The sequence below is a fragment of the Ignavibacterium sp. genome (genome assembly GCA_032027145.1).
Lineage (GTDB): Bacteria > Bacteroidota > Ignavibacteria > Ignavibacteriales > Ignavibacteriaceae > IGN3.
On sequence record JAVSMP010000001.1, the window covers coordinates 2,776,998 to 2,789,789 of the forward strand.

Consider the following 12,792-nt stretch of genomic DNA (forward strand, 5'->3'; position numbering starts at 1 on the left):
CACCTAAAAAAATCGGAGTTGACTCCGAAAACTATTCAAATCAGTTGTGGGCTCTAAAGGAGTCGAACCTTTGACCTCCTGCACGTCAAGCAGACGCTCTAACCAACTGAGCTAAGAGCCCAATATTTATTTTTAATATTGCTTCGTAATCTTTGACCTTGCAAACAAAGTTGCAACGCTCTGTCAATTGAGTTAAAAGAATTATAAATTGCCCAATAAATTAAAAATGCACAATTAACCTAATAACTGTACATCTTTAATTAACATTATATTTGGTACCGAGGGCCGGACTCGAACCGGCACGGGAACAAGTTCCCACAGGATTTTAAGTCCTGTGCGTCTACCAATTCCGCCACCCCGGCAACAAAAAAGTTACAAACAGTATTAAAAATTAGAGTGTAAAAATAGATAATTTGACTATTCTGTGCAAGAAAGTTTAAGAAGTTTTTACTTAATCACTTATAACATTAATGAAAAGCAAAACTCTAACTGAAATACTTTATTTCTCATAAACAGGAATATCAATAATTGATTTTTCTTGTAATAAGGATTGATTAACAATTATCAAATTCAACAAATAAGCATAATTCCACTTATATTTAATTAATCAATGCTGGCACTAACTTTGCAAAAATACAGCGATTTTAATTATTTACTTATCATTTAATTAATCAAAAAAGTAACAAAGATGAATATAACACACATTGAACATATCGGTATTGCAGTTAAAAACATTGATGAAGCAAAAAAATATTATGAGGGAGTACTTGGATTAAAATGTTATTCCATTGAAGAAGTAGCTGATCAAAAAGTTAAAACTGCATTTTTTATGGTTGGTCAAACAAAAATAGAATTACTTGAATCAACCTCGCCTGATGGACCAATCGGAAAGTTTATAGAAAAAAAAGGCGAAGGTATCCATCATCTTGCATTTGCAGTAAAAGGATTGCAAGATTCATTGGATGAAGCTAAATCCAAAAATATAGTTTTAATAGATGAGAAAGGTAGAAAAGGTGCAGAGGGACTAAACATTGCTTTTCTTCATCCTAAATCTACATTTGGTGTATTAACCGAGCTTTGTGAAAAACCATAATTAAACTGACTATAAATTCAATTTACCACGATTTGTAAAGCTGAAATTATTTTAGAATAACTAAAAAGTATTACAGAAAGCAAAATAGCTATGGAAAATAAAATAAAAGAGTTGATGGCGCTGCGTCAGCAAGCCAAGCTTGGCGGCGGTGAAAAGCGTATTGCATCACAACACAAGAAAGGCAAACTTACTGCCAGAGAAAGACTTGAACTGCTGCTGGATGAGGGCAGTTTTGAAGAATTTGATATGTTCGTTTGCCATAGAAGCATTGATTTTGGATTAGATAAAGAATCATATCTGTCGGATGGAGTTGTTACCGGTTATGGAACAATAGACGGACGATTAGTATATGTTTTTTCACAGGACTTTACAGTCTTTGGCGGATCGCTATCTGAAATGTATGCTCAAAAAATATGTAAGGTTATGGATAAAGCACTCAAAGTTGGTGCACCTGTAATCGGAATAAATGATAGCGGCGGTGCCAGAATTCAAGAGGGTGTTAAATCACTTGGCGGATATGCAGATATTTTTCAGCGGAATATTTTAGCCTCTGGTGTCGTTCCCCAAATATCTGCAATATTTGGACCTTGTGCCGGCGGTGCTGTTTATTCACCTGCCTTAACAGACTTTATTGTAATGTCAAACAAAACCAGTTATATGTTTGTAACTGGTCCAAAAGTAGTTAAAACAGTTACAGGCGAAACAGTAAGCGAAGAAGAACTTGGCGGTGCAATGATTCACGGTGCAAAATCCGGAGTTACGCATTTCGTAGCTGATACTGAAGAAGAAGGAATACAATTAATCAGAAAACTTTTGAGTTATTTACCTCAAAACAATCTTGAAGACCCACCTGTTCTTCCTTCTGATGATCCAATTGATAGACTTGAAGATGCACTTAATACACTTATACCTGAGCAGACTAATAAACCTTATGATGTTAAGGATGTAATTCACGCGGTAGTAGATCAGCACGAATTTTTAGAAATTCAGAGACATTATGCTCCTAACATAGTTATTGGATTTGCAAGATTTAATGGAATGCCAGTCGGTATTGTTGCTAATCAACCAAACTATCTTGCAGGTGTACTTGATATTAACTCTTCACGTAAAGCAGCAAGGTTTGTAAGATTTTGCGATGCATTTAATATTCCAATTGTTACTTTTGTTGATGTTCCGGGATTTTTGCCAGGCACAACACAGGAATACGGTGGAATCATTATACATGGTGCAAAATTATTATTTGCTTTTGGTGAAGCTACTGTTCCCAAAGTTACAGTCATTTTGCGTAAAGCTTATGGTGGTGCGTACGATGTGATGAGTTCAAAACATCTAAGAGGTGATATTAATTATGCATGGCCCGGAGCTGAAATTGCTGTAATGGGTCCAAAAGGTGCGATAGAAGTTCTTCATCAAAAAGAACTTCAATTGATTACAGATCCAGAAGAGAGAATTAAATTTGTTAAGGATCGCGAAGAAGATTACAGAAAGAAATTTGCTACTCCTTATGTTGCAGCAAAATATGGATATATTGATGATGTAATTGAACCGAGAAACACAAGATTCAGAGTTATAAGAGCTTTGCAATCACTTGCTACAAAGAAGGATACAAATCCTCCGAAAAAACATTCTAATCTTCCATTGTAGAAAGGAGCTAAAATGTTTTTAGGATTAATACAACAAACTGCAACAGATTCTTCAGCGGCTGTAATTCATAAAAATTCAATTAAGTTTTTAGAGTTGGATCCCTGGGGTATTGGTATGGCAGTTATCGGTTATTTAGTAGTATTTGCAGCACTATTATTTCTATATCTGATTTTTGCCAATTTAACAAAAGCTCTTAATCTTAATATTAAAAGAATTTTGAGAAGAGAAGGAAAAACCGAAGATATTAAAGAAGAGCAAAGTATATCGGGCGAGGTTAATGCTGCAATTGCAATGGCTATCCATCTTTACTATTCAGAAATGCATGATAAAGAAGATACCGTTTTAACAATAAGTAAAGTATCAAGAACTTACTCTCCGTGGAGTTCAAAGATCTACGGATTAAGACAACATCCCAGATTTTAGAGGATAAAAAATTATGAAAAAATTTAAGTTTACTATTCAGGGTAATAAATACGATGTAAATATCATTACTGTTGAAGAAAACATTGCTGAAATTGAAGTAAACGGTGCAACATATAAAGTTGAGTTAGATAAAGTAATCGCACAAAGTAAAACACCTAAGCTTGTAAGATCAGTAGCCGTACCTTCAACTGATATTGCCCCATCCCAACAAAAAACAAGTGCACCAACCTCACCAAAAGGTGCTGGATTTGTCAAATCACCACTACCAGGTGTCATACTTAATATTCACGTTAAAGAAGGTGATCAGATTAAAGTTGGAACAAAACTGATAACACTTGAAGCAATGAAAATGGAAAACAATATTAATGCTGATAAAGAAGGTGTGGTAAAAGCAATTAAAGTTAAAACTGGTGACTCTGTTCTTGAGGGTGAAGTACTTGTAGAAATCGGAGAATAATTATGGGAAATTTATTTGATTTTATGACTCACGGTTTCGAGCAGTTTTTCCAATATACTGCTTTCCCTCATTTTACAATTGGTCACATCGTAATGATAATAGTAGCCCTGGCATTTATCCATCTTGCTATTAAAAAGGAGTATGAACCATTATTACTTATTCCAATAGGTTTCGGAATTCTGATTGGTAATATTCCCTTTTTACAAGATGCCAATTTGCAGATAGGCGTCTATGAACCTGGCAGTGTAATGAGCTATCTTTATTTCGGAGTAATAAAAGGAATATATCCTCCGCTGATCTTTTTAGGTATTGGTGCAATGACTGATTTTTCAACTCTGCTATCAAATCCAAAACTTCTTTTACTTGGTGCTGCTGCTCAGTTAGGAATTTTTGGTGCGTACATAATCGCACTTTCATTAGGTTACTTGCCCGAGCAAGCTGCTGCAATTGGTATTATCGGCGGTGCAGATGGACCCACTGCAATATTTCTTGCATCTAAACTTGCACCTGATTTAGTGGGTGCAATAGCTGTTTCAGCTTATTCTTATATGGCACTGGTTCCGGTTATTCAACCGCCAATAATGAGATTGTTGACAACTGATAAGGAACGTGTTATTAGAATGAAACCACCGCGTTCTGTTTCAAGATTAGAAAAAATACTGTTCCCTATTGTAGGGCTTATTTTGACAACCTTAATCAGTCCAAGCGCTATGCCTTTATTAGGTATGTTATTTTTTGGAAACTTATTAAAAGAAAGCGGGGTTACTAAAAGATTAGCTGATACTGCAAAAGGAGCAATGATAGACATCGTTACTATTTTAATTGGACTGACAGTTGGAGCATCTACACAAGCAACTACTTTTTTAACTGCAAAATCAGTTGGAATATTTGCACTTGGTGCTGTTTCATTTATGATAGCTACTTGTGGCGGAGTGATGTTTGCTAAAGTTATGAATCTTTTCTTAAAAGAAGGGAATAAAATTAATCCACTAATTGGTAATGCTGGTGTATCTGCAGTACCTGATAGTGCTCGCGTATCTCAAGTAGTGGGGTTGGAATATGATAAAACAAATCACTTGTTAATGCATGCCATGGCACCTAATGTTGCTGGAGTAATTGGAAGTGCAGTTGTTGCAGGTATTCTCCTAAGTTTCTTTATGGGATAAAATGATTTTCTGATTTTGATTATAATTTAACTGCTTCAAGAGTTTTACTTTTTACTCAGTAAAAACAAACCCAATTTCTAAAAAAATTGGGTTTGTCATTTACACCAGAAAATAGATTTCAATTTGATATCTGCTTTTTTTAATTCCAGGAAAGATTTCAAAAAACTTAAAATCAATTAGATTTAATCAATCAATACACTACTAACAAATTCATTTTATTTCTTATGATCTTCATTAAACTTCTTCAGCCTGTATTCTAAGTCCTTAAATTGCTCTCGCTTAACTAAAGAAACACAAGCTCTAATTCCTTCAAGTCTTTCACTGCCGGTAATTGCCAAAGAGATTGCACTAATACCATAATATAAAAGCTCATTTAATAATTCTTCACCTGTAAAACCTGGATATGAAAATGTAAAATAGAATCCATCAGCGATTGGTTCGTCTTCATCTTTATCATATACGATTTTAAATCCATTATTAATAAAAAGGTTTTTCATGATATGTGCCTTTTCACCATACTCTTTAACCTCTTCAACAAAATTAAGTTTACCATCATTTGCAGCTTTAAAGATTGCGGCGAGAGCGTACTGTGTTGAATGAGTAATACCAGCACTTAAAGCATAAATTGTCCCAAAAATAATTGAATGACCAAATAAATCTCTTGCATAATATTTTTTTAAATCCGGATAACTCCGGTTAAAAATCTCATCTGAAATTACAAGCATACCAATTCTTTGTCCGGCATAGCTAAAAACTTTTGAACTGGAAATGGTAAGTATGTAATTATTCGTGTATTTTGCTACCGTAGGCTGGTAAGGCGGTTCTCCTGGTTTTGATAAATCTCTTCTGAAATCCATAGCAAAATAAGCTAAATCTTCTATTACAATTACATCATATTTATTGCAGAGATCACCAATTATTTCTAATTCAGTTTCAGTAAAACATATCCATGATGGATTATTGGGATTAGAATAAAGCAGACAGGAAATATTTCTTTTGCTTAAAATTGATTCAAGTTTATCTCTTAATTTATTTCCACGATAATTATAAACATCAAAAGATACCATCTTCTGATTAAGTACTTTCAACTGCTGACGATGAACCGGAAAACCAGGATCAATTAATAATGTAGTATCTTTTTCAGGATTGCATCTGTTGATCGTCATAAAGGCTGCTAAACTTCCCATCATTGAGCCGCAAGTTGGGATGCAACCTTCAGGACTAACATCAATATCCATGAATAATTTTACAAACCTGGAAGTTTCTGTTTTAAGTTGTGGTATTCCATAAATATCCGGATAAATAGCTGCAATACCGGTTTTCAAAGCTTCTATCTCAGCTTCAATACCAATTCTTGTTGGAGGTAAACCCGGAACACCCATTTCCATCCTGACAAATTTTTCTCCGGTTGCTTTTTCAATATCATCAATTAGTTTTTTGATCTCACGAATTGATGCTTTGCCAGGGCTTTCCAGTTTACTTTCCTTTATTTTTTGGGTAACCATTTTAAAATCAATTGGGGTGCTTCTTGTAGTAGTATTCATTTCATACCTGATTATATATTGTATAAAATTGTTTCTTCAAAAATAACTATGCTGTGATGGTATAACAAATAATTAAGCGGAATATAGATTAAATGTTGTGAGTTAATATCTCTACGAGATAAAAATAACTTTCTCTAAGCTCTTAAATGCAGTGGGAGAAGCTTGTCAACAATAAACCGATTTATAAGCATATTCTGAAAGAAAATTTACATTAGTCTATAAGAATTAATAAGTTCTTCCATCTGTAAGTGATGGGTTGGAATGAGTCATAAACTTAGAAGATAGTATATATTATTTTATCAAAATTAATTTTAATTCAAGAATGACAACCTGGACAGACTTGCGTGTTTAATTAAATGAATATTAAAAAATCATTCGACTATTCACATCAATTAAAAATGTCTGATTTTTTTTACTAAATTTGGGATAAGCATAAATTAAAAAAAGTCGTAATAACGATTGGACTTTTTACTTACTAAAACAGATCATTAAAAAGTAAATCAATTATATTAACAAGAAAAAGGATTTTATGAATAATAATCTATTAAAGAAGATAGAAAATAATTCAGGGGTAATTGGTGTAATAGGTCTTGGTTATGTAGGATTACCTTTAGCTCTTGAATATGCATTAAAAGGTTTTAAAACAATCGGTTTTGATGTGGATGAAAAAAAGATACCAATACTAAATTCAGGTAAAAGCTATATAAAGCATATTAAAAAAGAAAAGATTCAGAAAGTAATAAGAGCCAGAAAATTTATTGCAACAGCCGACTTTTCTAGATTAACAGAAACTGATGCAATTATAATTTGTGTCCCAACTCCATTAAATGAACACCGCGAACCTGATATGACTTACATTATTAATTCAGGAAAGATTATAGCTGAATATCTGAAAAAAGGTCAGTTTGTTTCGTTAGAATCATCAACCTATCCAGGGACTACAGAAGAAATTCTTCTGCCGATGTTTGAAAATGCACCGTTAACACAGAAAATAAGTACTCAAAAATTTGTAGTTGGAAAAGATTTTTATTTAGCATTTTCTCCGGAAAGAGAAGACCCAAATAATCTTAAATACTCAACAGCTACTATTCCAAAAGTTGTTGGAGGGGTTACACCAAATTGTCTGAAGATAGCTTTAGCTCTTTACAATAAAGTAATAATAAAAACTGTTCCTGTTACTTCGCCTCGTGCAGCAGAAGCAACCAAACTGCTGGAAAATATTTACCGCTCAATAAATATAGCGCTTGTCAATGAACTTAAAATGGTCTTTGACAAGATGAATATTGATATTTGGGAAGTAGTTAATGCAGCTAGTACTAAACCATTCGGATTTCAGCCATTCTATCCGGGACCAGGCTTAGGCGGACATTGCATTCCAATAGACCCTTTTTATCTAACTTGGAAAGCAAGAGAATTTGAAATCAGTACTAAGTTTATTGAACTTGCCGGTGAGATCAATACCTTTATGCCATATTATGTTGTCGAAAAGGCATCCGAGGTATTAAATAAATTCAAGAAATCTATCAATGGATCTAAAATACTTATACTTGGTGCTTCTTATAAAAAAGATGTAGATGATATGCGTGAATCACCTTCACTTAAACTAATAGAAATTTTTAGAGATAAAGGTGCTAAGATAGATTATAATGACCCTTTTGTACCTCAGCTCCCAAAAACCAGAAAATATCAGTATGATATGAGATCTGTTGAGTTAACAAAAAATAATCTTGCTAAATATGATTTGATTTTATTAAGTACTGATCATTCTGACTATAATTATAAATTTATTAATTCAGCCTCTAAACTTATATTAGATACACGAAATGCATTTGAAAGAGCTGGAATTAAATCGGATAAAATATACAAAGCCTAACATAATATCAGACTGTTAAACTGATGAAATAAAATTAATAATGGAAATAGAATTTTGATATGAAAAATTTTGCTTTAACCGGTGTAGCAGGCTACATTGCTCCAAGACATTTACAGGCAATCAAAGATACAGGCAACAGACTTGTTGCTGCAGTGGATCCCCACGATTCAGTTGGAATATTGGATAAATATTTTCCAAAAACAAGTTTTTTTACTGAGTTCGAGAGATTTGATAGACATTTGGAAAAACTAAGACGTACCCATTCAGATGAAAAAGTAGATTATCTTTCCATTTGCTCCCCAAACAATCTGCATGATGCACATATCAGGCTTGCTTTACGTGTAGGAGCAGATGCTATTTGTGAAAAACCACTTGTGCTTAATCCCTGGAATCTGGATCAATTGCAGGAAATTGAAAAAGAAACGGGTAAAAAAGTATTTACAGTTCTCCAATTGAGAGTCCACCCTGCTCTGATAGCAATAAAAGATAAGATAGATAAAACTATTTCTAGAAATAAATACAATGTTGAGCTTACATATATTACATCAAGAGGACCCTGGTATAATTTCTCGTGGAAAGGCAGAGAAGATATTTCGGGCGGTGTTGCAACAAATATCGGAATTCACTTCTTCGATTTATTACTGTGGTTGTTTGGAGAAGTAAAGCAAAATTATTTGTTTCTAAAATCTTTTAATAAGGCTTCAGGATATATTGAATTAAAAAATGCTAATGTTAAATGGTATTTGTCTATAGATTCCAAAGACCTTCCGCAAGAAGCAATAAAAAAAAATAAAACTACACACCGCTCAATAACAATAGATGGAAATGAACTTGAATTTACTGATGGCTTTACAGATCTGCATACCAAGATATATGAAGAAATATTACAAGGTAAAGGATTTGGGATTGAAACTGCCAGAGCATCTATTGAAACAGCTTATACAATAAGACATCTTTCTGTTTCAAATATTAAAGAACTATTGCATCCAATGCTAATTAAATAAAATGGAAATAAAAACTGATCACTATAAGGAAAAACCATGAACGAAAAACCTATCTTTTATATAAACGAGCATGCAGTTGTAGATGATAATGTTGAGATTGGAGAAGGAACTAAAATTTGGCACTTCTCACATATACAAAGCGGAAGCCGTATTGGTAAGAATTGTGTATTCGGACAGAATGTTAATGTTGGAAATAATGTTTCGATCGGAAATTATTGTAAAATCCAGAATAATGTTTCTATTTATGAAGGAGTAACATTAGAAGACTATGTTTTTTGCGGTCCCTCAATGGTTTTTACAAACATATTAGATCCCCGATGTAAATATCCGCAAGTCGGTGCAAAATACTATGTTAAAACATTGGTGAAAGAAGGTGCATCAATAGGTGCAAATGCTACTATTGTTTGCGGACATACAATCGGTAAACATTGTATGATAGGAGCAGGCTCTGTTGTAACTAAAGACGTACCGGATTTCGCACTTGTAATCGGAAATCCTGGAAGAGTTGTTGGCTGGGTGTCTGAAGCGGGAAAAAAATTAAGATTTGATGAAAATGGTAACGCATTTTGTGAAAAATCTGGGAAGACTTACACTCTAACGAATAACCATGTTATAAGCGATTAAATAAATCATTTAACTTGATATTTTATAAAGAGTTATATTTTTCTTCTCATTTACATTTAATCGGCAGTCAGATAAATAAATTTTCTTTTTTTAATTAACATTTCTGTTATATCTTTAGAAACAAACAGATAAAGATTAATCTCACATATATCCTATCTTTTTGTATATAAAATTTTTCCTGCCTCATTATACTCCCCTAGGTTATTCAGTCTTAGAAATTATAAAACTCACAACATATGATAAGTTTTTTAGTAAAATTTCAATTGCAGAAATCACCAGTTAAAGATTTTTATTATTATCAAAAAATTTAGAGTTACGTTAAACAAAAAAAATAAAGACCAGACAATTAAGAATCATTATTTTAATATAATTACAACACGGATAGATTTATTCTTCTATTAAAGATTAAGTTGTACGGCTTTCTTCAAAATTGTGAGTCAATTTAGTTATTGAGTCTTATTTGAACTTATTCCAACCTAGCCCCTACAATGAAATGGGCTTATGATAGCCTATTAACAAAATGTAAATTTTCTGTTCAACTTTTCTCATAAATTGGTTTAGCGTTAAGAAGTCTCGCCAACAAAAAGACTTGTTTGGCTAAGTGAAAATTTTTTATGGATTCAAGTGGAAAAAAGAAAAACAGTTTTTGTTTTCACTGATAATTTAATATGACAGAGGAAATCTTTATTTTTGTTTACAAATAGTCTGATATGTTAGTAAATTTTACTATAAGTTGATTATTCTGCTCAAAATAAGAGACTATTTTCGGTCTGAAAATTGTTTTAATAAGTCTTTGAGACTTCTAAAACGAAAATTAATTTTTGTATAGTTGAAAAAGCTTTTTGAATAACAAATCATTATTTATAGATAAACAATAATCTGATAGAGAAATAACAAAATGAAAATACCATCATTTATAATGTTAATTTTAATTGTTGTTCTTTTTCCAATATTAATTAATGCTCAGGAGGAAGAAGAACAGATTTTATATTATCAAATGGAACCCCTTGATGATAGTTTATTCATTCATATTCAGGAAGAGCTGTTTATAGATCCTCCAGATCCAAAAGCAGAAATAGTAGTTGATCTGAGAAATGTTACTGATCAAACAATATCAGTAAAAGGTAGTCTCTATCCATTACTCGCATTAAAACCTGAAACACGTGCAAGAATAATAACTTACCCTTTTAAACTTAATCTGGAAGAAACTATAAATTTTGGAAGTGTATTTACAAGAGTTGTAGATAAATTACGTTTTAATAACATATTGAATCCGCCAACTGTATTTCAGATATCACCCACATTAGGCTATATCAACCCTTATGTGCAAGTAATGGGTGGTGAAAGGTTTGGAATTCCATTGAAGAAAGATATTGGATTATCAATTGGTTTTGGAACACCCTACTCCGGAGCACTAGAAACAAACTACTCTGAGGTGAATTTCCATATTCTTGGAGCTAAGGTAGGGGCTTATTTAAGTGTCGATGCAATGACAGAGCTTAAAAGCTCTGAGAATCATAATAATCTTTATGTAACTAGTGGAATCCAAATGTCTTATACTATACCATTTGGCAACTTCTTTGAAGTTGGATATTTAAGTACTACTTCAGAATTTGACTCTTCTTTGATTAGAAAATACCAGAAGAACACTGTTAATAAAGGTAACATTGTCAGAAATCCTGATGGAACAATTAAATACCAACCTTATTTATTAGACGGAGGATTTGTAAATTGGGAATTCAGATATCCTGTTAAAATATTAGGAGCACTTCGGAGCAAATTTTATGCGGCTTACTTTATTGATGAATACCACATTGGTTTTACAGGCAGAGAGCTTACACTAGCCGGAAGCGTGTTTGATCTTAGAATGGATTATATGTTCAACAGTCCAATACGCAATAATCAATTTGTAATGGATATCGCAATTCAAAAGATATTTGACTATTGGGCTTACAGTTCCATTGCAATCGGACCAAGTATTATTATTACAAACTTAAAAGGCGGCGGAATCGGATTTTCCTCTTTCTTTGTGAATATTAGAGTTAAAGTAGGCAGCTCACTTTAAGTTAAAATATTAAATGAACAATGTGTATGTCTTTTTTTTCTATAGCTATTTTCTTAATAGAAGATTCAATAAGACAAAAGTTGGATTAGAACGATCACTATTGGACAATGGTATTATGAAATATTGGAATGGTGATGTAATAGTTTTGGGGAATGATGATAGTATTATTAAAGACTTCTGAAATTTTTTGTTATGATATTACCATTCCGGTTGAGTAACCATTTTAAACTGATTCTTAAGTAATATACCTTTGGGAGGAAGAAAGTTATTCTTTACTTTACTCTTTAGATAATGTTTCGAGGGCTGCGGTAATAATTCTATCCCGGATTTAACTAAATTCAAAATTTCCCTATATTTGAAACACTAACAATATTAACAATTTAATCATGAATAAAATTTGTTTTTTACTTTTTATATTATTTTCATTTTCAATACTATTAAATGCACAGGATGATGTGCAGATAGGCAGTAATCTGAACAATTACAGACAGACTCAAGGCGGATTATTTGATTACTCTGATCCGTCAGGTATAAATATTAAGGTACAATTATGGGGGTATGTTAAATATCCCGGTTACTACATAATTCCATCATACTGCAGTATGAATGACCTTATTTCGTTTGCCGGTGGTCCATTAGAAGACGCATTGATGGAAGATGTGAAGATATACAGAAAATCAGACGAAAAACTTGAACTGTTTAAATTCAATTTTAATGACCTGCTTTGGGAGGACACTATACTTACTGAAATAAGCTTTCCAAAATTAATTGCCGGAGACGTAGTAATTGTTCCGGGTGAACCAAGGTACTTCTTAAGACAAGATGTATCGTTCTACCTGTCAATCACAACTGCCCTGGCATCAATTGTTGCAATAATCATCAGTTTAACCAAATAAAAT

11 protein-coding genes and 2 tRNA genes are annotated in these 12,792 nt (G+C 32.7%); 10 read left to right on the forward strand and 3 right to left on the reverse strand.

What is annotated here, in order from left to right; all coding sequences use genetic code 11:
* Window positions 1-47 precede the first annotated feature (47 nt).
* Window positions 48-121: transfer RNA gene (locus tag ROY99_11705), tRNA-Val, on the reverse strand.
* A gap of 152 nt (window positions 122-273) precedes the next feature.
* A tRNA-Leu gene (locus tag ROY99_11710) sits at window positions 274-362 on the reverse strand.
* A gap of 326 nt (window positions 363-688) precedes the next feature.
* Between ROY99_11710 and mce the strand changes: the two genes are divergently transcribed.
* The 5 genes from mce (at window position 689) to ROY99_11735 (ending at window position 4,783) form a co-directional block, all read left to right on the forward strand.
* Entirely contained in the window at window positions 689-1,093 is a 405-nt protein-coding gene (mce, locus tag ROY99_11715) for a methylmalonyl-CoA epimerase (protein ID MDT3697042.1), read from the forward strand.
* A gap of 90 nt (window positions 1,094-1,183) precedes the next feature.
* A complete protein-coding gene (locus ROY99_11720; GenBank protein ID MDT3697043.1) occupies window positions 1,184-2,737 on the forward strand; it encodes an acyl-CoA carboxylase subunit beta in 1,554 nt (517 codons plus the stop codon).
* Window positions 2,738-2,749: 12 nt separating this feature from the next.
* Complete coding sequence (locus ROY99_11725) at window positions 2,750-3,160, forward strand: OadG family protein (GenBank protein MDT3697044.1); 411 nt, start codon at window positions 2,750-2,752, stop codon at window positions 3,158-3,160.
* 13 nt (window positions 3,161-3,173) lie between these two features.
* Window positions 3,174-3,617 (forward strand): biotin/lipoyl-containing protein, encoded by a 444-nt coding sequence (locus tag ROY99_11730; protein ID MDT3697045.1) that lies wholly within the window; start codon window positions 3,174-3,176, stop codon window positions 3,615-3,617.
* A gap of 2 nt (window positions 3,618-3,619) precedes the next feature.
* The gene (locus tag ROY99_11735) at window positions 3,620-4,783 is read left to right on the forward strand and encodes a sodium ion-translocating decarboxylase subunit beta (GenBank protein ID MDT3697046.1); all 1,164 of its coding nucleotides are present in this window, start codon (window positions 3,620-3,622) and stop codon (window positions 4,781-4,783) included.
* Window positions 4,784-4,998: 215 nt separating this feature from the next.
* On the opposite strand, the gene ROY99_11740 is transcribed toward ROY99_11735, so the two are convergent.
* Window positions 4,999-6,327 carry a pyridoxal phosphate-dependent aminotransferase gene (locus ROY99_11740; protein MDT3697047.1) on the reverse strand — a complete coding sequence of 443 codons (1,329 nt, stop codon included), beginning with the start codon at window positions 6,325-6,327 and terminating at the stop codon, window positions 4,999-5,001.
* 529 nt (window positions 6,328-6,856) lie between these two features.
* Here ROY99_11740 and ROY99_11745 point away from each other — a divergent pair.
* The 5 genes from ROY99_11745 to ROY99_11765 all read left to right on the forward strand — a co-directional run bounded on the left by ROY99_11745 (window position 6,857) and on the right by ROY99_11765 (window position 12,789).
* Window positions 6,857-8,200 carry a nucleotide sugar dehydrogenase gene (locus ROY99_11745; protein MDT3697048.1) on the forward strand — a complete coding sequence of 448 codons (1,344 nt, stop codon included), beginning with the start codon at window positions 6,857-6,859 and terminating at the stop codon, window positions 8,198-8,200.
* Between the two features lie 59 nt (window positions 8,201-8,259).
* Window positions 8,260-9,204, forward strand: coding sequence for a Gfo/Idh/MocA family oxidoreductase (locus ROY99_11750; GenBank protein ID MDT3697049.1), 945 nt, complete (start codon window positions 8,260-8,262; stop codon window positions 9,202-9,204).
* 36 nt (window positions 9,205-9,240) lie between these two features.
* On the forward strand, window positions 9,241-9,828 hold the full coding sequence (locus ROY99_11755; protein MDT3697050.1) for a DapH/DapD/GlmU-related protein: 588 nt from the start codon (window positions 9,241-9,243) through the stop codon (window positions 9,826-9,828).
* Between the two features lie 898 nt (window positions 9,829-10,726).
* Window positions 10,727-11,893, forward strand: coding sequence for a hypothetical protein (locus ROY99_11760; GenBank protein MDT3697051.1), 1,167 nt, complete (start codon window positions 10,727-10,729; stop codon window positions 11,891-11,893).
* Between the two features lie 386 nt (window positions 11,894-12,279).
* Entirely contained in the window at window positions 12,280-12,789 is a 510-nt protein-coding gene (locus ROY99_11765; GenBank protein ID MDT3697052.1) for an SLBB domain-containing protein, read from the forward strand.
* Window positions 12,790-12,792 lie beyond the last annotated feature (3 nt).